The organism is Modestobacter versicolor (assembly GCF_041028285.1).
Taxonomy (GTDB): Bacteria; Actinomycetota; Actinomycetes; order Mycobacteriales; family Geodermatophilaceae; genus Modestobacter; species Modestobacter versicolor_A.
Genome location: NZ_JABGDB010000004.1, coordinates 188,767 through 207,374, shown reverse-complemented (window position 1 = coordinate 207,374; position 18,608 = coordinate 188,767). Strand labels below are relative to the sequence as shown.

At 75.4% G+C, this 18,608-nt stretch carries 23 protein-coding genes; 9 read left to right on the top strand and 14 right to left on the bottom strand.

Translation table 11 applies throughout. The features are described from left to right. Position 1: 1 nt before the first annotated feature. Complete coding sequence (locus HL054_RS15415; protein ID WP_369139892.1) at positions 2 to 184, bottom strand: DUF2795 domain-containing protein; 183 nt, start codon at positions 182 to 184, stop codon at positions 2 to 4. 61 nt (positions 185 to 245) lie between these two features. Between HL054_RS15415 and HL054_RS15410 the strand changes: the two genes are divergently transcribed. Then, positions 246 to 782 carry a DUF2087 domain-containing protein gene (locus HL054_RS15410; RefSeq protein ID WP_369139891.1) on the top strand — a complete coding sequence of 179 codons (537 nt, stop codon included), beginning with the start codon at positions 246 to 248 and terminating at the stop codon, positions 780 to 782. A 60-nt stretch (positions 783 to 842) separates the two neighbouring features. On the opposite strand, the gene rsgA is transcribed toward HL054_RS15410, so the two are convergent. The 4 genes from rsgA to HL054_RS15390 form a co-directional block, all read right to left on the bottom strand. Further along, positions 843 to 1,859: a ribosome small subunit-dependent GTPase A gene (rsgA, locus tag HL054_RS15405; protein ID WP_369139890.1), complete on the bottom strand. Its 1,017-nt coding sequence runs from the start codon at positions 1,857 to 1,859 to the stop codon at positions 843 to 845. Beyond that, a complete protein-coding gene (gene aroA / locus HL054_RS15400) occupies positions 1,856 to 3,145 on the bottom strand; it encodes a 3-phosphoshikimate 1-carboxyvinyltransferase (protein ID WP_369139889.1) in 1,290 nt (429 codons plus the stop codon). Before aroA ends, rsgA begins: the two co-directional genes overlap by 4 nt. Continuing rightward, positions 3,142 to 3,597, bottom strand: a complete 456-nt coding sequence (locus HL054_RS15395) for a YdeI/OmpD-associated family protein (protein WP_369139888.1) — start codon at positions 3,595 to 3,597, stop codon at positions 3,142 to 3,144. Before HL054_RS15395 ends, aroA begins: the two co-directional genes overlap by 4 nt. Before the next feature lie 297 nt (positions 3,598 to 3,894). Continuing rightward, the gene (locus HL054_RS15390) at positions 3,895 to 5,361 is read right to left on the bottom strand and encodes an NAD-dependent succinate-semialdehyde dehydrogenase (RefSeq protein ID WP_369139887.1); all 1,467 of its coding nucleotides are present in this window, start codon (positions 5,359 to 5,361) and stop codon (positions 3,895 to 3,897) included. A gap of 200 nt (positions 5,362 to 5,561) precedes the next feature. Here HL054_RS15390 and HL054_RS15385 point away from each other — a divergent pair, with 200 nt between their 5' ends. Both HL054_RS15385 and HL054_RS15380 read left to right on the top strand, forming a co-directional pair. Then, positions 5,562 to 6,308, top strand: coding sequence for an SOS response-associated peptidase (locus tag HL054_RS15385; protein ID WP_369139886.1), 747 nt, complete (start codon positions 5,562 to 5,564; stop codon positions 6,306 to 6,308). A gap of 2 nt (positions 6,309 to 6,310) precedes the next feature. Further along, positions 6,311 to 7,822, top strand: a complete 1,512-nt coding sequence (locus HL054_RS15380) for a fused MFS/spermidine synthase (RefSeq protein WP_369139885.1) — start codon at positions 6,311 to 6,313, stop codon at positions 7,820 to 7,822. 33 nt (positions 7,823 to 7,855) lie between these two features. On the opposite strand, the gene ybaK is transcribed toward HL054_RS15380, so the two are convergent. Continuing rightward, entirely contained in the window at positions 7,856 to 8,332 is a 477-nt protein-coding gene (gene ybaK / locus HL054_RS15375) for a Cys-tRNA(Pro) deacylase (protein WP_369139884.1), read from the bottom strand. A gap of 247 nt (positions 8,333 to 8,579) precedes the next feature. Between ybaK and HL054_RS15370 the strand changes: the two genes are divergently transcribed. Both HL054_RS15370 and rsrA read left to right on the top strand, forming a co-directional pair. Then, positions 8,580 to 9,275 (top strand): sigma-70 family RNA polymerase sigma factor, encoded by a 696-nt coding sequence (locus tag HL054_RS15370; RefSeq protein WP_369139883.1) that lies wholly within the window; start codon positions 8,580 to 8,582, stop codon positions 9,273 to 9,275. Continuing rightward, positions 9,272 to 9,622 carry a mycothiol system anti-sigma-R factor gene (gene rsrA / locus HL054_RS15365; protein WP_369139882.1) on the top strand — a complete coding sequence of 117 codons (351 nt, stop codon included), beginning with the start codon at positions 9,272 to 9,274 and terminating at the stop codon, positions 9,620 to 9,622. The genes HL054_RS15370 and rsrA overlap by 4 nt, the downstream gene beginning before the upstream one ends. 72 nt (positions 9,623 to 9,694) lie before the next feature. Here rsrA and HL054_RS22340 read toward each other — a convergent pair whose 3' ends face one another. Continuing rightward, entirely contained in the window at positions 9,695 to 9,769 is a 75-nt protein-coding gene (locus tag HL054_RS22340; protein ID WP_014742531.1) for a 50S ribosomal protein bL37, read from the bottom strand. Between the two features lie 212 nt (positions 9,770 to 9,981). On the opposite strand from HL054_RS22340, the gene HL054_RS15360 reads away from it, so the two are divergent. Further along, positions 9,982 to 11,034: a biotin carboxylase N-terminal domain-containing protein gene (locus HL054_RS15360; RefSeq protein WP_369139881.1), complete on the top strand. Its 1,053-nt coding sequence runs from the start codon at positions 9,982 to 9,984 to the stop codon at positions 11,032 to 11,034. A gap of 90 nt (positions 11,035 to 11,124) precedes the next feature. Next, complete coding sequence (locus tag HL054_RS15355; protein ID WP_369139880.1) at positions 11,125 to 11,349, top strand: biotin/lipoyl-binding carrier protein; 225 nt, start codon at positions 11,125 to 11,127, stop codon at positions 11,347 to 11,349. A gap of 58 nt (positions 11,350 to 11,407) precedes the next feature. On the opposite strand, the gene HL054_RS15350 is transcribed toward HL054_RS15355, so the two are convergent. Beyond that, positions 11,408 to 11,905, bottom strand: a complete 498-nt coding sequence (locus HL054_RS15350) for a GNAT family N-acetyltransferase (RefSeq protein ID WP_369139879.1) — start codon at positions 11,903 to 11,905, stop codon at positions 11,408 to 11,410. Between the two features lie 86 nt (positions 11,906 to 11,991). Between HL054_RS15350 and HL054_RS15345 the strand changes: the two genes are divergently transcribed. Further along, a complete protein-coding gene (locus HL054_RS15345; RefSeq protein WP_369139878.1) occupies positions 11,992 to 13,473 on the top strand; it encodes a sensor histidine kinase in 1,482 nt (493 codons plus the stop codon). Between the two features lie 102 nt (positions 13,474 to 13,575). On the opposite strand, the gene HL054_RS15340 is transcribed toward HL054_RS15345, so the two are convergent. Both HL054_RS15340 and HL054_RS15335 read right to left on the bottom strand, forming a co-directional pair. After that, positions 13,576 to 13,827, bottom strand: coding sequence for a WhiB family transcriptional regulator (locus HL054_RS15340; protein ID WP_014742526.1), 252 nt, complete (start codon positions 13,825 to 13,827; stop codon positions 13,576 to 13,578). A 354-nt stretch (positions 13,828 to 14,181) separates the two neighbouring features. After that, a complete protein-coding gene (locus HL054_RS15335; protein WP_369139877.1) occupies positions 14,182 to 15,171 on the bottom strand; it encodes a diacylglycerol/lipid kinase family protein in 990 nt (329 codons plus the stop codon). Between the two features lie 57 nt (positions 15,172 to 15,228). Between HL054_RS15335 and HL054_RS15330 the strand changes: the two genes are divergently transcribed. After that, complete coding sequence (locus HL054_RS15330) at positions 15,229 to 15,735, top strand: hypothetical protein (RefSeq protein ID WP_369139876.1); 507 nt, start codon at positions 15,229 to 15,231, stop codon at positions 15,733 to 15,735. Positions 15,736 to 15,796: 61 nt separating this feature from the next. On the opposite strand, the gene HL054_RS15325 is transcribed toward HL054_RS15330, so the two are convergent. From HL054_RS15325 to HL054_RS15310, 4 genes are all read right to left on the bottom strand, one after another. Continuing rightward, positions 15,797 to 16,579: an HAD-IIA family hydrolase gene (locus HL054_RS15325; RefSeq protein ID WP_369139875.1), complete on the bottom strand. Its 783-nt coding sequence runs from the start codon at positions 16,577 to 16,579 to the stop codon at positions 15,797 to 15,799. A gap of 72 nt (positions 16,580 to 16,651) precedes the next feature. Beyond that, a complete protein-coding gene (locus tag HL054_RS15320; protein WP_369139874.1) occupies positions 16,652 to 17,131 on the bottom strand; it encodes a GNAT family N-acetyltransferase in 480 nt (159 codons plus the stop codon). Further along, positions 17,128 to 17,925 carry a CDP-diacylglycerol--serine O-phosphatidyltransferase gene (pssA, locus tag HL054_RS15315; protein WP_369139873.1) on the bottom strand — a complete coding sequence of 266 codons (798 nt, stop codon included), beginning with the start codon at positions 17,923 to 17,925 and terminating at the stop codon, positions 17,128 to 17,130. Before pssA ends, HL054_RS15320 begins: the two co-directional genes overlap by 4 nt. An 11-nt stretch (positions 17,926 to 17,936) precedes the next feature. Further along, on the bottom strand, positions 17,937 to 18,602 hold the full coding sequence (locus tag HL054_RS15310) for a phosphatidylserine decarboxylase (RefSeq protein ID WP_369139872.1): 666 nt from the start codon (positions 18,600 to 18,602) through the stop codon (positions 17,937 to 17,939). Positions 18,603 to 18,608: the final 6 nt, after the last annotated feature.

Genomic DNA, 18,608 nt, shown 5'->3' with positions numbered 1-18,608 from the left:
CTCAGTCGAAGACGGCTGCGCTGACGCCGCTGGGACCCTCGTACTCGCGGTCCTCGATGCCCCGCAGGGCCTGCACCACGTCGTCCGGACCGCCGTTGTCCTGCGCGTGCTCGACGACGTCCTCCTTCGTCGCCGGGTGGTCGATGCCGCCGAGGGCCTCCTGGACGTCGATCGGGCTCACCATGCACCCCGCCCCACCCCGAGGGGCCCGCGCCGACCCACTCGGGCGCAGATACCGTCGGGGCATGGAGGCGGGGACGATCGCCGGGCTGCTCGCCGACCCGGTGCGGTTGAAGGTGGTGGCCGCGCTCGCCCTGGACGCCGGCACGATCGAGGAGGTCGCCGAGGCCACCGGGCTGTCCCTCAAGGACGTCGCCCTGGCCGCCCGGCGGCTGGCCCGCGCCGGGCTGGTGCACCGCGACGGTCACGCCCTGGTGCTGCACACCGAGCGCTTCGGGGAGGCCGCGCGCGCGGCCGCCGCGCAGGCGCCGCCGGTCGAGCGGATGTCGGACGACCCGGCCGAGGACACCGTGCTGCGCACGTTCCTGCGCGGGGGCCGGCTGGTCTCGATCCCGGCGCAGCACGCCAAGCGGCGGGTGGTGCTCGAGCACCTGGTGCACGTCTTCGAGCCCGGCGTGCGCTACCCGGAGCGCGAGGTGAACGCGCTGCTGGCGGCCTGGCACCCCGACGTCGCCGCGCTGCGCCGGTACCTGGTCGACGAGGGGCTGCTGAGCCGGGCCGCGGGCGTCTACTGGCGGTCCGGCGGCTACGTGGAGGTCTGAGGCCCCCTCTCAGGGGCCCGCCACGAGCGTGCGAGTGGTGGGGGGAGAGGGGGTCCTTCTTCAGTGCCCGGGGCCGAGCTGGCCGACCGCGGCGACGAGCCGGCGGAAGCTGCCCAGCCGCTCCAGGCGGGCCGGCGGGCCCGCGGCGGCCCAGGCGTCCAGGGCGCACCCCGGGTCCTCGGCGCCGTGCCCGCAGCCGGGCGGGCAGTCGGCGGCGGCCTCGGCCAGGTCGTCGAAGGCGGCGAGCACGTCGGACGCGGTCACGTGCGCGAGCCCGAAGGAGCGGATCCCCGGGGTGTCGATCAGGGTGCCGCCGCCGGGCAGGTCCAGCAGCACCGCCGAGGACGACGTGTGCCGGCCCTTGCCGATCTTGCTCACGTCGCCGGTCGCCCGGAAGGCGCCGGGGATCAGCCGGTTGAACAGCGTCGACTTGCCCACGCCGGACTGCCCGACGAGCACGCTCATCCGGTCGCGCAGCCGGTCCACCAGCTCGTCGAGCGGCGCCTCGCGGGACATCGGCACCGCGTCGACGTCCAGGCCGGCGTACCGGTCCAGCAGCGGCTGCGGGCTGGCCAGGTCGGACTTGGTGAGCACCAGCAGCGGCGACAGCCCGCCGGAGTAGGCCGCGACCAGGCACCGGTCGAGGAAGCCGAGCGCCGGCTCGGGGTCGGCGATCGAGGTGACCACCACGAGCTGGTCGGCGTTGGCCACCACGATCCGCTCGGTGGGGTCGGTGTCGTCGGCGGTGCGGCGCAGCGAGGTGACCCGGTCGGCGATGGTGACGATCCGGGCCAGGCTGTCGGTCCGGCCGGAGGTGTCGCCGACCACCCGCACCCGGTCGCCGACCACCACGCCGTGCTTGCCCAGCTCCCGGGCGCGCATCGTGGTGACCTCGACCGGGGCGCCGTCCGGCCCCTCGACGCGCACCGTCATCCGGCCGCGGTCGACGGCGATCACCAGCCCGGGGACGGCCTCCTCGTGCGCCGGACGGGTGCGGGTGCGGGGGCGCGACCCGTGCCGCGAGGCCCGGACCCGGACGTCGTCCTCGTCCGAGCGGCTGTCCATCCGGCGGCTCACCGGGCCACCCCCGCGGGCGCGCCGAGCAACCCCGCCCACCGTTCGCGGAAGTCCGGCAGCGTCTTGGACACCGCGCCCGGGTCGCTGACCTCGACGCCCTCGATCGCCAGCCCGAGCAGGGCCGCGGCGTGCACCATCCGGTGGTCGGCGTAGGAGTCCAGCCGCGCCGGGCGGCCCGGCCCGGGGGTGACCACCAGGCCGTCGGGGAGCTGCTGCACCGTCGCACCGACCGCGGTGAGCACCTCGTCGAGCGCCTGCAGCCGGTCGGTCTCGTGGCCGCGCAGGTGGGCGATCCCGGTCAGCCGGGACGGGCCGTCGGCCAGGGCGCACAGCGCGGCGAGCACCGGGGTCAGCTCACCGACGTCGCCGAGGTCGGCGTCCAGCGGTGCGATCCGGTCGCCGCCGGTCACCTGCAGGCCGTCGGCGGTCCGCTCGACGCCGGCGCCCATGGCGGCCAGCAGCCGGTCCAGCTGGGCGCCGGGCTGGGTGGTGTCGGCCGGCCAGTCGCGGACGGTCACCCGGCCGCCGGTCACCAGCGCCGCGGCGAGGAACGGGGCGGCGTTGGAGAGGTCGGGCTCGAGCACCCGGTCCAGGGCGGTGATCGGGCCGGGGGCCACCCGCCAGCCGCGGTCGGTCGTGGTGACGGTGCCGCCGTGCTCGGTCAGCGTGCGCACGGTCATCTCCACGTGCGGCATCGACGGGACGCCGCCGGTCAGCGCCAGGTCCAGCCCCTCGTCGAAGCGGGCGGCGGCCAGCAGCAGCCCGGAGACGACCTGGCTGGACTCGCTGGCGTCGACGGTCACGGCGCCGCCGCGGACCGACCCGGTGCCGTGCACGGTGAACGGCGCGCGGCCCCGGCCGTCGTCGTCGACCGCCACCCCGGCGGCGCGCAGCCCGGCGATCAGGCCGGCGTTCGGCCGGTCGCGCAGCCGCGGGTCGCCGTCCAGCCGCACCGGCCCGGTGGCCAGCGCGGCGACCGGCGGCAGGAAGCGCAGCACCGTGCCGGCCAGCCCGGCGTCGACGTCCGCGGGCCCGCGCAGCTCGCCAGGGGTCACCAGCCAGTCCGCGCCGTCCTCGGCGACCTGCACGCCCAGGGCGCGCAGCCCCGCGGCCATCAGGTCGGTGTCCCGGGCGCGCAGCGGCCGCACCAGCCGGCTCGGGCCGTCGGCGAGCGCGGCGAGGACCAGGGCGCGTGCGGTGAGCGACTTGGAGCCGGGCAGGGCGACGACGGCGTCCACCGGCGTGCGGGAGAACGGCGCCTGCCAGACCTCGACCATGGCGCTCATCCTGCCCTGCCGGCCTCCTCGGCCAGTGCCGTGACGGCGGCGGCGACCCGCCGCTGCCGGGTCGCCTCGGCCTTCGCGCCCTCGACCGCGAGCACGTGCCGGCGCTGCGCGCTGTAGGAGAGTGCGTCGAAGCGGGCGCGGGCGGCGGGGTCGGCGTCCAGCGCAGCAGCCAGGTCGGCCGGGACCTCGACCACCCGCGGGGCGTCGTCCAGCTCGACGTCGACCTCCACCGGGTCGCCGGCCGCGACCCCGGCGGCGGCGCGGTTCTCCGCGCTCAGCGGCAGCAGGAAGCGGCCGCCCATCGTCGCGACGGTGCTGCGGTAGGTGTGGCCGCCGACGGTCACCCGGACGGCGGGCTTGCGCCCCGCGCCCAGCGCCTCGACGACCTCCGGGGGGACCTCCATGCCGGTGGCGGTCTTACCGCCCAGCTCGACGGTCGTGGCGAACCTCATGGACGGAGGATGGCAGCCCCGGGCGCTGCCGCACAGCGCCCGGAGCCGCTGCGTCAGCCTCCGGGCCGTGGGGTCGGCTCCCGCCCCGGCTCCGCTCCTCGGTCGCTGGCGCTCCCTGCGATGCTCACCGGGGCGTCAGCCTCCGGGCCGTGGGTCGGCTTCCGCCCCGGCTCCGCTCCTCGGTCGCTGGCGCTCCCTGCGATGCTCACCGGGGCGTCAGCCTCCGGGCCGTGGGTCGGCTTCCGCCCCGGCTCCGCTCCTCGGTCGCTGGCGCTCCCTGCGATGCTCACCGGGGCGTCAGCCTCCGGTGTGCTGGGCCGGTGCCGCCTGCTTCTTCGCCGGCATCGTGCGCACCAGCCGGCGGTTGGCGAACTCGAACATGCCCAGCTCGGAGAGCTCGCGACCGTAGCCCGACCGCTTCACCCCGCCGAACGGCAGCTCGGGGGAGGAGCCGGACGGCTGGTTGATCCACACCATCCCGGACTCCAGCCGGTCGGCGACCTCGCGGGCCCGGTCGGTGTCGCCGCTGTAGACGGCCGCGGAGAGCCCGAAGTCGCTGTCGTTGGCGAGCGCCACGGCCTCGTCGGCGTCCTTGGCCCGGTAGACGACGGCCGCCGGCCCGAACAGCTCCTCGTGGTAGGCGCGCATCTCCGGGGTGACGTCGGCCAGCAGGGTCGCCTCGACGAAGGCGCCGTCGTGCTCGGGACGGCCCCCGCCGGCCAGCACGGTCGCGCCCTTGTCGACGGCGTCCTGGATCTGCGCGGCCAGGTCCTGCGCCGCCCGCTCGGTCGACAGCGGGCCCAGCGTCGTCGCGGGGTCGGCCGGGTCGCCCGGGCTGAAGCCGGCGAAGGCCTGCTGCAGGCCGTCCACGACCTCGTCGTAGACGTCGTCCAGCACGATGATCCGCTTGGCGGCGATGCAGGCCTGGCCGGTGTTGGCCATCCGGGCCATGGTCGCGGCCTTGACGGTGCGCCCCACGTCGGGGGCGTCGAGCACGATGAACGGGTCGCTGCCGCCGAGCTCGAGCACCGACTTCTTGAGGTGCTTGCCGGCGAGGGTGGCGACGCTGCTGCCGGCCCGCTCGCTGCCGGTGAGCGTCACGCCCTGCACGGCCCGGTGCGCGATGACCTGCTCGACGTCGGCGATCCGCAGGAAGAGGTTCGTGTAGACCCCCTCGGGGGCGCCGGCGTCACGGAACAGCCGCTCCAGCGCGAGCGCGCACTGCGGGTTGTTCTCCGCGTGCTTGAGCAGGATGGTGTTGCCCAGCGTCAGGTTCGGCCCGGCCACCCGCACCACCTGGTAGAGCGGGTAGTTCCACGGCTCGATGGCCAGCAGGACGCCGGTCGGCTCGTTCACCACGACCGCCTCGCCGGCCATGACGTCGATCGGCCTCGGCTCCAGGAACCGCGGGCCGTTGTCGCCGTAGTAGTCCAGGATCGCGGCGGCCAGCTGCACCTCGCCGGCCGCCTCCTGGATGCGCTTGCCCATCTCCTTGGTGATCAGCGCGGCGAACTCGTCCTGCCGCTCCCGCATCAGCGCGGCGGCCTGCTTCACCACCGCGGCGCGCTCCTCGACGGTCCGCCGGCGCCAGTCGAGGAACGCCTCGTGCGCGCGCTCGACGACGCCGTCGACCTCGCTGGTCTCCAGGAAGGGGAACTCCTGCTCGGTCTGCCCGGTGTAGGGGTTGACCGTCGCGTAGCGGCGCTCGCCGGTGTCGCTCGCGGTCTTCGGCTGCTCGGGTGGGGGAGCCTGGGTGGTCGTCACGTCGTCGTGCCCTCCGTCGCTCGTGTTCCGGTCCTCCCCGTCATACCCCTGCCCACACCCGGTCCGCAGCCCGGGCAGCGCCCGCGCCGCCGTTGTGCGCGAACTGCTGCCTCCCCGGCGCTGAGGCAGCCATGAGCGCACAACGGCGGCCGCACCGCCCTTCTAAGCTCGACCCGTCGTCCGTCCGGGAGGAGATCGCCGTGTGTGGTCGCTATGCCGCCAGCCGCCGTCCGGAGGACCTGGTGCTCGAGTTCGAGGCGGTGGCCGCCGAGGGCCAGCCGCCGCTGCCGGCCGACTACAACGTCGCGCCGACCAAGGACGTGTACGTCGTCCGGCACAAGAAGGAGCGGGACGCCGAGGGCGCGCTGACCGGCGGCGGGCACCGTGAGCTGCGGGCGGTCCGGTGGGGGCTGGTGCCGTCCTGGGCCAAGGACGCCTCGATCGGCAACCGGATGCTCAACGCCCGGGTCGAGTCGCTGACCGAGAAGCCGGCCTTCCGCACCGCGGCCGCCACCCGCCGCTGCCTGGTCCCCGCCGACGGCTGGTACGAGTGGGCGCCCAAGCACGACGCACCGGGCAAGCAGCCGTACTACGTGACGCCGGAGGACGGCTCCGGGCTGGCCTTCGCCGGGCTCTGGGAGGTGTGGGGCCGCGGCGACGACCGGCTCTACACCTGCACCGTCGTCACCGCCCCGGCCGTCGGCGCACTGATGGAGGTCCACCCCCGCATGCCGCTCGTCCTGCCCCGCGACCGCTGGACCGACTGGCTCGACCCGGCCCAGGAGGACGTCGCCGGGCTCGCCGAGCCCACCCCGCCCGAGGTCGTCGAGCGGCTGGAGATCCGGCCGGTCGGCGCCGCCGTGGGCAACGTGGCCAACAACGGCCCGCAGCTCACCGCCCGCCAGGAGTCCGTCAGCGCCCCGGCCGACCAGCCGGCGCTGTTCTGAGCGTGGCCGACACCGCCGCGGTCCCCGCCTCGCGCGCCCTGCCGAACTGGGTCGCCGCCGGTGTCACCTTCCTGGCCTCCGGGTCCGTCCTGGTGCTCGAGGTCGTCGGGCTGCGGCTGATCGCGCCCTACGTCGGGATCACCCTGCAGACCAGCACCGCCGTCATCGGCTTCGCGCTCGCCGCGATCGCCATCGGTGCCTGGGCCGGGGGAGCGGCGGCCGACCGCACCGACCCGCGGCGGCTGATCGCCCCGCTGCTCGTCGCCGGCGGCGCCCTGGTGGTGGCGGTGCTGCCGCTGGTCCGCTTCGCCGGGTCGCTGCTCACCGGGGCCGCCTCGGGCAACGTCCTGCTGCTGGCCGCCGTCGCCGTCGTCGTGCCGGCGGCGCTGCTGTCGGCGGTGCCGCCGATGGTCGTCGCGCTGCAGCTGGGCAGCCTGTCCGAGACCGGCTCGGTGGTCGGCCGGCTGTCCGGCATCGGCACCCTCGGCGGGATCGTCGCGACCTTCGCCACCGGCTTCGTGCTGGTCGCCGTGCTGCCGGGCAGCGTCATCCTGGTCGCCACCGGGATCGTCGTCGTGCTGGCCGGCCTGGTGCTGTTCGTGCTCCTGCGCCGCCGCGCCCCCGGCGTCGCCGGCCGGCTGCCCGTCGGGCTGCTCGTGCTCGCCCTGGCCACCCCGGTGCTCGCCGCGGTCGCGCCGACGCCCTGCGAGCGCGAGACCGCCTACCACTGCGCCCGGGTCGAGGCCGACGGCGACACCGGCCGGGTGCTCGTGCTCGACACCCTGCGGCACTCCTACGTCGACCTCGCCGACCCGACCCGGCTGGAGTTCGAGTACGTCCGGGCGGTCGCCGCCGTCACCGAGGTGCTGGCACCGGCGGGCGAGCCGCTGTCGGCGCTGCACCTGGGCGGCGGCGGGCTGACCCTGCCGCGCTACCTGGCCGAGGTCCGGCCGGGCACGGTCGGTCGGGTGCTCGAGGTCGACCAGGGTGTGGTCGACATCGACGGCGAGGAACTGGGTCTGCAGACCTCCGCGGACCTCGAGGTCCGGGTCGGCGACGCCCGGGTCGGCCTGCAGGACGAGCCGGCCGGGCAGCGGGACCTCGTGGTCGGCGACGCGTTCGGCGGGCTGTCGGTGCCCTGGCAGCTGACCACCGTCGAGGCGCTGCGGCTGGTCGACGACGCCCTGACCGACGACGGCGTCTACGCGGTGAACCTCATCGACCACCCGCCGCTGGACTTCGTCCGCGCCGAGCTCGCCACCCTCCAGGACGTCTTCCCCGAGGTGCTGCTGCTGGCCCGGGCGCCGGTGCTGGCCGGCGAGGACGGCGGGAACGTCATCGCCGTCGCCTCCCACCGGCCGCTGCCGGTCGCCGACCTCGAGGCGGCGCTGGCCGGCCAGGACCTCGCCTGGCAGGTGGCCGGAGGCGCGGAGCTGCGCGCCTTCGTGGGCGACGCCGAGGTGCTCACCGACGACTTCGCGCCGGTCGACCAGCTGCTGACCCCGTACGGCTGAGCGGAGCCGGCGGGCCGGCGGTGCAGCGGGAGCTCAGCGGGCGATGTCGGCGGTCCGGGCGCGGGTGAGCCGGACCAGGTCGGCCGGCGCCAGCTCGACCTGCAGGCCGCGCCGGCCGGCGCTGACCATCACGGTGCCGAAGCCCAGTGCGCTCTCGTCGACCACGGTCGGCAGCGCCTTGCGCTGGCCCAGCGGGCTGATCCCGCCCCGCACGTAGCCGCTGCTGCGCTCGGCGTCGGCCGGGTCCGCCATCGCCGCCTTGCGGCCGCCGACCGCGGCGGCCAGCGCCTTGAGGTCCAGCTGCCCGGCCACCGGGACGACGGCCACGGTCAGCGCGCCGTCGACCCGCGCGACGAGGGTCTTGAACACCTGGGCCGGGTCGGCGCCCAGCGCGGCGACGGCGACCTCGCCGTACCCGTGCCCGTCCCCGCCGTCCGCGGGGTCGTACTCGTGCAGGGAGTACGCCGTCCGCGCCTGGTCCAGGGTCCGCACCGCCGGGGTCGCTGCCACGGGGCAGCAGCCTAGGAGACCGCGGCCGGCCCGCCGGACCGGTTCTTGCGACGGCGTTGCCGGCACGGGGAACAGGACCCCGGGGGGTGCGGTTGACGGGGGTGTGAGCAGCACAGTCCCGAGCGCCCCGGCGCGCACCGCGCGCGGCTCCGCGCCCAGCAACCGTCCCCCCGGCCGGCCGGACCGCACCCGGCTAGGATCGACTGTCGTGGTGCCCCGTTCCCGGGCTCCGCAGAGAGGACGGTCGGTGCCCGAGGAGCCCGTGGTCGACATCCCCGCCGAGGCGACGGCCGTGCCGGCGCCCGAGGAGACCCCGGAGGCGCGCGCCGACGGCAGCCGGGCCGCCGAGGCCGAGAGCCGCGCCGAGCGCGACGCGCGCTTCGAGCGGGACGCCCTGCCCTACCTGGACCAGCTCTACCCGGCGGCGCTGCGGATGACCCGCAACCCCGCCGACGCCGAGGACCTCGTCCAGGAGACGTTCGTCAAGGCCTACTCCGCGTTCCACCAGTTCGCCGAGGGCACCAACCTCAAGGCCTGGCTGTACCGGATCCTGACGAACACCTACATCAACAGCTACCGCAAGAAGCAGCGCCAGCCGCAGCAGTACCCCACCGAGCAGGTGCAGGACTGGCAGCTCTACGCGGCGGAGGAGCACACCTCCAGCGGGCTGCGCTCGGCGGAGATCGAGGCGCTGGACCACCTGCCGGACTCCGACATCAAGGAGGCCCTGCAGCAGCTGCCGGAGGACTTCCGGCTCGCGGTGTACCTGGCCGACGTCGAGGGCTTCGCCTACAAGGAGATCGCCGAGATCATGGGCACGCCCATCGGCACGGTGATGTCACGCCTGCACCGCGGTCGCCGCGGTCTGCAGAAGCTGCTGGCCGACTACGCCCGCGAGCGCGGCTTCGTCCGCGCCGGGACCGCTGAGGAGGCGCACTCATGAGCGACGACGCTCACGAGGTGCACGGCGACGAGATCAGCTCGTGCGACGACGTCCTCTCGCACGTGTTCGAGTTCCTCGACCACGAGACGGACGACGCCCGGCGGGCCGTCATCGCCGAGCACCTCGAGGACTGCTCGCCGTGCCTGCGGCAGTTCGGGATCGAGCAGGAGTTCAAGGCGCTGGTGCGGCGCCGCTGCGGCGGTGACCCCACGCCGGTCGGCCTGCGCGAGCGGATCAAGGTCCAGCTGACCAGCGTGTCCTTCGAGGAGGACGGCACCCAGGTGTGGGTCGAGCGGACCAGCGTCGAGACGGTCAGCGAGCTGCCCGGAGAGCGCCCCACCGCCTGAAGGGGCCCTGATGGCCCCCTTGCAGGGTCCCACCGCGGGCTTGCGAGCGGTGGGGGGCAAGGGGGTCCTCCCTCAGGCGTTCGGCCGCTTGCCGTGGTTGGCGCCGCTCTTCTTGCGGGCGCGCCGCTTGCGTCCACGCTTGGACATCGCTGCCCTCCTCTCCTGCTCGGTTCCGCCGGGGTCGCACCCGGCTGCTGATCGGGACCGGTGGAGGATGCGGAGCACCCGCGCACCGGCCAAGCTGACCTGGTAAGCGTCTCACGGGCGGGCGCGGGTACGTGCGGTGGTGCACGACGCCGGCGGGCGCCTCCCGCGGGTCAGCGGGCACGAGACCGGCGACAGCCGGGGCGGGGGGAGACGTGGTCCAGACGGCCGTGGAGAGCGTGCTGGTGGCCGGACGTGGGCCGATGGCCTGTGCGGTGATCCGGGCGTGCGCCCGGCTGGGCGTGAAGTCGGTGGCGGTGTGCTCGGAGTCCGAGCGCGACGCCCGGCACGTCCGGATGGCCGACGAGTCGGTGCTGCTCGGCCCGGCCGCGGCCACCGAGTCCTACCTGGACGTCCGCCGGATCGTCGAGGCCGCCCGCCGCACCCGGGTCAGCGCCGTGCTGCCCGTGCCGCCGGCGCTGGCCGGCAACGCCCAGCTGGCCGCCGAGGTGGTCGAGGCGGGCCTGCTCTGGGTGGGCCCGGACGCGGACGTGCTCGAGCGCCTCGGCGGGGACGGCGTCGAGCCGGCCAGCGAACGCGGGTTCCTGGCCTGGGTGACCGAAGAGGGCCTGCACCACGTCACCCCGGTGCTGCGCGACCGCGCCGGTGGCACCCCGCGCGTCTCGTGGACCCCGCCGGCCGGGCTGGGGCCGCTGCCGCCCGCCGCCCGCCGGCTCCCCGAGCTGGGCTGGCGGGGGCTGGTCACGGTGGGCATCGACCCGGACGGCGAGCTCGCCGAGGTCTCCGCCGGGTTCTCGCTGGACATGGCGGTGCTCGAGCGCGCGCACAGCGTGGACGCCGTCGAGCTGACCCTGCGCAGCGTCTCCGGCCAGCCGGCCGAGCTGCCGGCCACCCCGCCCACCCCGCGGGCCGCGGTGGCGGTGCAGCTGCGCTCCACGCTGCCCCCCGGCACCGCCGGGCGGGTGACCGGCCGGCTGCCCGACGTGCCCGCCCGCAGCGGCCGGCGGCCGCTGCTGGGCGCGGAGGTGGTCGCCGTGAGCGGCTACGACCCCGGTGACCGGCTGGACGGCTGGTACGACGCGCTGCTGGCCACGGTCAGCGCCGGCGCCCCCAGCACGGCCCGGGCGGCCAGCGCCGCCACCGAGGTGCTCACCGGCCTGCCGGAGACCGGCGTGCCGCACGACGGCAGCGTGGTGTGCGGCGTGCTGGGCCGGATCGCCGGGACGCTGGTGCCCGGCGGCAGCTGAGCGACCGCGGGGATGCGAGCTGCCCGGCACTGCGTGCGATCATGACCCGACCGCCGGCTCCGGCGGTCAGCCGACAGACAGGGGACACCGGTGGCCGTCGAGGAGATCCACGCCGAGATGGTCTCCAGCGTGTGGAAGGTCCTGGTGGCGCCCGGTGCCGCGGTCGCCGCGGGCGACACGCTGGTGATCCTCGAGTCGATGAAGATGGAGATCCCGGTGCTCACCGAGCGCGCCGGCACCATCGGCGAGCTGCACGTGGTGGAGGGCGAGGTGCTCCAGGAGGGCGACCTCATCGCCACCGTCGTCGCGTCCTGACGGCCCCGCTGCAGGGGCCCGCCGCGAGCTTGCGGGTGGTGGGGGGCAGCGGGGTGCTTCAGCAGAGGTCGAGCGAGTAGACCCGCAGGTCGACGCCGGGCACCGGTGACCAGTCGCGCTCCGGCAGCCGGGTGAAGCCCAGCCGCTCGTAGAGCCGGTGCGCCGCGGTCATCCGGTCGCCGGTGGAGAGCACCACCCGCTGCTTGCCGGCGGCCCGGGCCCGGACCAGGCAGTCGCGCACCAGCGCCTCGCCGACGCCTCGGCCGCGGGCGGCGACGTCCACGGCCAGCATCCGGAACCCCGCCTCGTCCGCCGAGCGCAGCACCTCGCCGAAGTCGCCGGACAGCACCAGCGCCACGCTGCCGACGACCCGGCCGGTGGCGTCCCGGGCGACGAGCAGCTGCGCGCGGTCGGCACGGCCGGCCACGTCGGCCAGCTGCGGCACGTAGCCGGGGGAGACCAGGTCCTCGTCGGTGTAGACGCCGACGGTCAGCTCGGCGATCCGGTCGAAGTCCGCCGGCCCGGCCGGCCCGATCCGCAGCGCGCACGAGGTCACCCGGGCAGCGTAGTGACGGCTCCCGGCCCCGCTCCGCCCGAGCAGGCCCGGGTGGGCCGCCGGGCAGGCCTTAGGCTCCGGGGACGATGAGCAGCCTCTCGGAACGTCTCACCCGGGGCTCGGCGAGTCCGTCGCAGGTCGACCACGCGCGGCGCCTGGTGGCCGACTGGCAGCTGCTGGCCGACCTCGCCTTCGCCGACCTCACGCTGTGGGTGCCGCTGCAGAGCGGCGCCTGGTGGTGCGTAGCGCAGGTGCGCCCGCTGACCGCGCCGACCAGCCAGCCCGGCGACCTGATCGGCACCGAGGCCACCGGCGAGGCCGCCGAGCCGCTGTTCCGGGCCCTCCGGGAGGAGCGGCCGATCACCGACGGGGAGCCGGACTGGTCCGGCGCCGCCCCGCGCCGCCGCGAGGTCCTGCCGGTCCGGCACGACGGCACCGTCGTGGCCGTGCTGGCCAAGGACACCAACCTGGCCGCGACCCGCTCGCCGTCGACGCTGGAGCTCACCTACCTCGACATCGCCGCGGACCTGTCGCTGATGGTCGCCGCCGGCACGTTCCCGCCCAGGATGCTCGAGGACGCCGAGATGAGCCCGCGGGTCGGCGACGGCCTGGTCCGGCTGGACGCGGCCGGCCGCGCGGTCTACGCCAGCCCCAACGCGCTGTCGGCCTACCGCCGGATGGGCGTGGTCGGCGACGTGGTCGGTTCCGCGCTGGCCGAGGTGACCCGGGGCGTCTCCGCCGACGGGGTGGCCGGCGAGGCGGTGGCGGCCAGCATCGACGCCGCGGTCGCCGGCCGGTTCCCCGAGCCGATGGACGTGGAGAACGACGCCGCCACGATGCTGGTGCGCGCGCTGCCGCTGCAGGCCCCCGGGGGCGAGGAGGGCGCGCTGGTGCTGGTCCGGGACGTGACCGACGTCCGGCGCCGGGACCGCGCGCTGATGACCAAGGACGCCACCATCCGGGAGATCCACCACCGGGTGAAGAACAACCTGCAGACGGTCGCGGCGCTGCTCCGGCTGCAGGCCCGCCGGATGACCGAGCCGGCGGCGCGGGCCGCGCTGGAGGAGTCGGTCCGCCGGGTGGCGTCGATCGCGGTCGTGCACGAGACGCTGGCCGGCAGCCGGGAGGACGTCGTCGAGGTCGACGACGTGCTCGACCAGGTGCTGCCCATGCTGGGCGACGTGACCGCGGTCGGCCGCCCGGCCCGGTTCACCCGCGACGGCGCCTTCGGCGAGCTGCCCGCGGCGGTGGCGACGCCGCTGGTCATGGCGGTGACCGAACTGCTGCAGAACGCGGCCATGCACGCGTTCCCCGACGGCGAGCCGGGCACGATCGTGCTCGGGGCGGAGCGGGACGGCGACGACCTGGTGGTCCGGGTGCGCGACGACGGCCGCGGTCTGCCGGCGGACTTCGACCCGGCCGCGAGCACCGGACTGGGGCTGCAGATCGTGCGCACGCTGGTGACCAGCGAGCTGCACGGTGCGCTGCAGATGGGCCCCCCGTCCGGCGGCGGCCAGGGCACCGAGGCCGTCCTCACCCTCCCCGGCGCCGGCCGCCCCCGACGCTGAGAACAGCGAAGGCCGCCTCGGGACGAGGCGGCCTTCGCTGTCGGCCCCGCTGCAGGGTCCCGCGCTGAGCGTGCGAAGCGTGGGGGGCAGCGGGGTCCTTGATCAGGCGGTGCGGACCCGGGTGCGGGCGGTGCGGCGCTTGAGAGCGCGCCGCTCGTCCTCGGACAGGCCGCCCCAGACGCCGGAGTCCTGCCCGGAGCTGAGAGCCCACTCCAGGCACGACTGCATGACCGGGCAGCGACGGCACACGGCCTTGGCCTGCTCGATCTGCACGACCGCAGGGCCTGTCGTCCCGATCGGGAAGAAGAGCTCTGGGTCTTCGTCCCGGCAGAGCGCGCGGTGGCGCCAGTCCATGGCGGTGTACTCCTCGTGGTCGTGAGTGGTGCGGTCGGCTGTGATCGCCGGTCCGTGGACCGCCCCCGCAGGTCGACGTGCTCGGTGAACAGCACGTGTCGCGGCGATCGCCCGCCTTGTTACCGGCAGGTTGCTTGCTTGTGATGCTTTCACGAGTCGCCGCACTGTCAAGCAGAGTCGCGGCGTTCCGGAGGGCTCGTGAGGAAGCTCACCACGCGTGCGCGTGCCCCGCCACTCGTCGGATCAGATCGGCCGTCCGCTGGCAACACCCCAGCGCGCCCGACGTCCCGTCCCGGGGCGGTCCATGGTCACACACGAGACAGTCGTCTCACCGCACCGGGGGGCGGCTGCTCGTCAGACGACGACCCGCAGCGCGTCCGGCACCGAGTGGACCCGCAGCCCGGTCGTGGTGCCCAGGAACTCGCCGTCCAGCTGCCACCCCTGGGGCCGGGTCGAGGTCAGCGTGAGCCCGGCCAGGTCGTGCCAGCGGTGCACGCCGCGGCCCCGCGCGTCCGGTCGGTCGGCCATCGTCTGGCGCACGTGGTGCAGCATCCGGACGACGCCGACCCGGCCCATCGCGAAGACGTCCAGCCCGGCGTCCAGCGAGGCCTCGGGGCTGGGCTGGACGGGTCGCGCGCCGAGGTAGGTCCACGGGCTGACGTTGGACACCAGGGCCAGGAACAGCCCGTCGACCGGCGGCTCGCCCGGCAGCTCCAGCGTCATCGGCGGGCGCCGGCGGTCCCGGCCCAGCACGAAGGCGTTCACCCCGGCCCGGACGTAGAGCCCGCCGGTCGAGCGGCGTCCGCGCGCCCGCTGCGCCTCCACCCGCGAGATGACGTCGGCGTCGAAGCCCATCCCGGCGGCGAACACGAACCAGCGCGGCGTCGTCCAGCCCTCGGCGGTGCCGTCGGTGCCGGTGCTGTCGGTGGTGCCGGGGCCGATCCGCGCCGAGGCGGTGCCCAGCGGCACCAGCCGGGTGCGGCCGGCCCGGATCGAGTCGAGGATCTCGCCGGTCGCCTCCACCGGGTCCCGGGAGTGGCCCAGGGCGCGGGAGAAGACGTTGGTCGAGCCGCCGGGGACGATGGCCAGGGTCGGCACCCGCGGGCCCGGGCCGGCGGTGAGCAGCCCGTTGGCCGCCTCGTTCACCGTGCCGTCGCCGCCCAGGGTGACCAGGACGTCGACGCCGTCGGCGGCCGCCCCCGCCGCCAGCTCCCGCGCGTGGCCGCGGTGGGTGGTCTCGGCGAGGTCGACCTCCAGCTCGCTGGACAGCGCCCGGACGAGGACGTCGCGGACCTTCCGGGTGGTGGTGGTCGCCGCCGGGTTCGCCACGAGCAGCGCACGCATGGCCGCCAACCTAGCGAGCGCCGATCTCGGCTCGGCTCCCGGCGTAGATTCGGCGCCGTGGCAGGTCAGCTCCCCAGCAACGGCGACGGCAACGGCGAAGGCGTCCCCGCACGACGCCGCCCCCGGGCCGAGGGGCTGCTCGGCGGCGCGGCCGAGCCTCCCGCGCCCCGGCCCGTGCGCGCCCGGGAGGCGGCGCCGCCGGCCGTGCGCCGGGCCGCCCTGGTGGTCGCGGTCGAGGCGGCCGCGCTCACCGGGCTGGCGCTCGTGCTGCTGTTCCTGACGCTCACCAGCTCGCCGGACAGCGTCGGCCGGGCGCTGGCCGAGGTGGTCTACGTCGGGCTGGCCGCGGCGCTGCTGACCGCCGCCGCGATCGGGCTGTGGCGGGTGTCGGGCTGGGTCCGCGGACCGGTCATCGTGCTGCAGGTGCTGCTGGCCGTGCTCGGGTGGTCGCTGGTCACCCAGGCGGACCGGCCGTTGCTCGGCGTCCCGTTGCTGGTGGCCGCCGCACTGGAGATCTACCTGCTGGCCACGCCCGAGGCCCGGCTGGCGTTCTTCGACCGCTGAGGAAGGACCCCCGTGCCCCCCACCACTCGCGAGCTCGCGGCGGGTCCCTGCACGGGGGCCGTCAGATCAGGTCGATGACCTCGGCGATCGAGGGGAGCACCCGGCTCGGGCGGAACGGGAAGCGGCTGACGTCCTCGGCGCGGGTCGAGCCGGTGAGCACCAGGATGGTGTCCAGGCCCGCCTCGATCCCGGCGACGACGTCGGTGTCCATCCGGTCGCCGATCATGGTGGTCGACTCCGAGTGCGCCTCGATCCGGTTCATCGCGCTGCGGAACATCATCGGGTTGGGCTTGCCGACGAAGTAGGGCTCGGCCCCGGTCGCCTTGGTGATCAGGGCGGCGACCGAGCCGGTGGCCGGCAGCGGGCCCTCGGGGGAGGGCCCGGTGACGTCGGGGTTGGTGGCGATGAACCGCGCGCCCGCGCCGACCAGCCGGATGGCCCGGGTGATCGCCTCGAACGAGTAGTTGCGGGTCTCCCCGAGGACGACGTAGTCCGGGTCGGTGTCGGTGAGCGTGTAGCCCGCCTCGTGCAGGGCGGTCGTCAGGCCGGCCTCGCCGATGACGTAGGCCGAGCCGCCCGGCAGCTGCGAGGCGAGGAAGTCCGCCGTCGCCAGGGCCGAGGTCCAGATGGCGGCCTCGGGCACGTCGAGGCCGCTGCGCGCGAGCCGCGCAGCGAGGTCCCGCGGCGTGAAGATCGAGTTGTTGGTGAGCACCAGGAACCGGCGCTCGCGCTGCACCAGCCGGGCCAGGAAGTCCGCGGCCCCGGGCAGGGCGTTGCCCTCGTGCACCAGTACGCCGTCCATGTCGGTCAGCCAGCACTGCGACTCGCCGCGCTCGGTGCTCACGCCGTCGGTCTCCTCGATGTCAGGTGCTCAGGTGGGTGTTCGGGTCAGGGTGCTCGGGTCAGGGTGCTCGGGTCAGCGCCGGTCGGCGGCGAACCGGGTCAGGGCGTCGTCGGACAGCCGGAAGACCGTCCACCCGTCCATCGGCACCGCGCCGGCGGCTCTGTAGAAGTCGATCGACGGGGTGTTCCAGTCCAGCACCGACCACTCCAGCCGGGCGAAGCCCCGGTCGGTGCACTCCTGCGCGAGGGTGCGCAGCAGCTCCCGGCCCAGGCCCGTGCCGCGGTGGTCGGGGGAGACGAAGAGGTCCTCCAGGTGGATGCCGTGCGTGCCGCGCCAGGTCGAGAAGGTGAGGAACCACAGCGCGAAGCCCGCGATCTCGTCCCCGGCCAGCGCGACGTGGCCGAACACCGACGGCGTCGGGCCGAACAGCGCGCCGTGCAGCTGCTCCGCCGTCATCTGCGCCTCGTGCTCGGCCTGCTCGTAGGCGGCCAGCTCGCGCACCAGGCCCAGCACCGTCGGGACGTCGTCCGGGCGCACCCGCCGCACGGTCACGACAGCACCTCCTTGACCCGCGCCGGGACCAGCCGCGCCAGCGGGGTCAGCAGCGGGATGACCAGCGGCGAGACCAGGTAGCTGTAGGCCACCACGCAGCAGGTCACCTCCGGCACGGTGAGCAGGCCGGCGAGGACCAGCAGCACCGTGCCGACCAGACCGTAGGGCTTGCCGCTCTTCGGGCTGACCAGCGAGCGGAACGAGCGGTACCGGACGTTGCTGACCATCAGCAGCCCCGGGACGACGACGACCAGCAGCATCCACAGCCGGTCGCGGCCCTGCATCAGGTCGGCGAAGGCGAAGACGCTGGCCAGCACCACCCCGGCGGCCCCCGGGCTCGGCAGCCCGGTGAAGTACCGCTTGTCGGCGGTCGGGTCGATCGTGGTGTTGAACCGGGCCAGCCGGATCGCCGCGCACGCCAGCCACAGGAAGCAGGCGATCCAGCCCAGCGCGTCGAGGGAGTCCCGGCCGTCGGAGAACAGCGCAAACACCAGCAGGGCCGGCGCGAGGCCGAAGGAGACCAGGTCGGCCAGCGAGTCGAACTGCAGGCCGAAGGGGGAGACCGCGCCGACCAGCCGGGCGACCGCGCCGTCGGCGATGTCGAAGACGACCGACAGGGCGATGAGCAGGCAGGCCAGCTCGTACCGGCCGCGGAAGGCCACCAGGATCGCGGCGAACCCGCACATCATGTTGGCGAGCGTGAAGAGGCTGGGCAGCCACGAGCGCGCCCGCCGCCGTCCGCCCCGGACCGATCCCCGGACGAACTCCACGGTGGTCGTGCGCCTGCCCGGCATCCGCCGACCCCTCAGTGCGGTGCGGACCAGCGGGCGATGACGGTCTCGCCGCCCCGCACCCGCTGCCCCTGCGCGACGGTGACGGTGCACCCGCGGGGGACGAAGACGTCCATCCGCGAGCCGAACTTCATCAGGCCGATGCGCTCTCCGGTGGCCACCTGGGCGCCGACGCCCACCCGGGTCACGATCCGCCGGGCGAGCACACCGACGATCTGGCGGAACACCACGGTCCGGTCGCCGTCGCGGACCCACAGCTCGCTCCGCTCGTTCCGGTGCGCGCTCTCCTTGCGGTAGGCGGCGAGGAAGCTGCCCGGCTGGTAGCTGTACTCGCTGATCCGGCCGCGGTAGGGCGCGCGGTTGACGTGCACGTCGACCACGGAGAGGAAGACGCTCACCTGCTGCCAGTCGCCCTCGGGGGCGACCCCGGGCTGCGGCTCCCCGGCCACCATCACCACGCCGTCGGCGGGGGCGAGCACCTCGTCGGACGACGGCGGGACGACGTCGCAGCGCCGCTGCGGGTCGCGGAAGAACAGCGCCATGTAGGCGGACAGGGCCAGGAAGGGCCAGGCCGCCAGGCGTGCCCAGCGGGGGCCGCCCACCCGCCCCAGTGCCGCGAGGACAGCGGCGGGGCCGAGCGGGACGACGAGGAAGGGCCAGCCGGCCCGGTCGATGCGCATCGCAGG